Source organism: Acidovorax sp. KPB24-03 (genome assembly GCF_057546605.1).
The window spans coordinates 1-1,389 of record NZ_BAAJYR010000649.1 but is presented as its reverse complement, the minus strand read 5'-3'; the positions used below and the strand labels follow the sequence as shown (position 1 = coordinate 1,389).

The following is a 1,389-nucleotide window of genomic DNA, read 5'->3' as shown; positions in this document are numbered from 1 at the left end:
CGCCCAGCAGCGCCGCGGCCACGCCGTGCGGCGCTGCCTCGCCATCCCCTTCGATCGACCAGGCCTGCAGCAGGGCCGACAGGTCGCCCAGCTCGCTCGGCAGGGCCACGGCGGTGAGGTTGCCGGCCGGCGCCGGCTGCGCGCCAGGCAGTTCCTCGGCCGGTCCGGCGACGGGGCGGTCGCGTTCGAACTCGGCCTCGGTCACGTCCAGCAGCTCGTGCGGGGCCAGGGCCGACAGGCCGGCGGGCACGCCCAGGGCGCCGTCCAGCAGCGCATGCGGCGAGCGCACGGTCTGCAGCCAGCGCTTGACGTCGGTGCTGGTGATGCCGGTGGTGCCCAGGGTCACGCGCTGGCGGTCCACCTGCTGCAGCGCGCGGTTGAACTGGCTGGCCATGGCCAGCAGCCGCGACTGGGCCTGCCCCAGCCCGCGCGCGGCGCGCTCCAGCGCGATGTGGCCGTGCGCGTGGCCGATGATGGCGGTGATGGCCTCGGAGGCGCGGTCGATCAGCACCGCCGCGCGGTCGTAGCGCTGGCGCGCGGCGCGCAGGCGGAACTCCGACCCGCTGGCGATGGCGTCGGCGAATTCGCCGTGCAGCCGGGTGAGCTGCGCCTGCAGCAACTGCACCTGGCCCGCATCCAGCGCGCCGAGCTGGTTGGCGCCCACCACCTGGCCGAGCAGCGCGGCCAGCTCGCCGCCGTCCTCGTCCCCGCCGCCATCGCTGGAAAGGGGCGCCAGCAGGCCGGCCACGCGCTGCGCGAGCGGCGGCAGCGCATAGGTGCGGGCGCTGTCGTCCCAGGCCAGCAGGCCCACGTCGCGAAAGCGCTTGAGCACGGTGTCCAGCGCCTCCGGGCGCAGGGCGTGGAAGATCTCGTCGATGCGCTCTCGCGCCAGCGTGGCCTCGCCCTGGCGCGCCAGCTGCAAAAAAGCCCACAGCCGCAGCTGCACCAGCGCCGCCGGGCCGTGGAACAGCCCGCTCAGCGCCTGGGTGACCGCCTGCTCGCGCGCAATGCGCCACAGCAGGGCCGAATCGCCCGCCGCATCGGCATCCCGGAAAAAGTCGAACAGCCCGCCCTCGTTCTCCGCCCCTCCAGGCCACGGCGCCTCGGCCGCCAACACAGTGCTCTCCATGCCGTCCTGTTCAGTGTTCCGTCGTCATTCGAAGGCCAGCTGCGCCAGCGCGGCGACCGAAGCGGTCTCGGCCCGCAGCACACGCGCGCCCAGGCTGGCCGGCGCGAAGCCGTGGGCCAGTGCCAGGTCTTCCTCCTGCGCGGTCAGCCCGCCCTCGGGGCCATGCAGCACCTGCACGCGGCCGGCGCTGCCGACCGCCTCGCGCAGAGGGCGGGAGCCGTCCCGCAGCGACAGCACGAGGCGCGCCAGGCCGCCCTCCC

General features: G+C 75.2%; 2 protein-coding genes. Both read right to left on the bottom strand.

Translation table 11 applies throughout. The annotated features are described in order from the left end of the window. Positions 1-1,129, bottom strand: a 1,129-nt coding sequence (locus AC27KI_RS24840) for a hypothetical protein (protein WP_487116449.1), incomplete at its 3' end; no start/stop codon positions are given. 24 nt (positions 1,130-1,153) lie between these two features. Continuing rightward, positions 1,154-1,389: RsmE family RNA methyltransferase (locus tag AC27KI_RS24835; RefSeq protein ID WP_487116447.1), on the bottom strand; the 236-nt coding region annotated here is incomplete at its 5' end.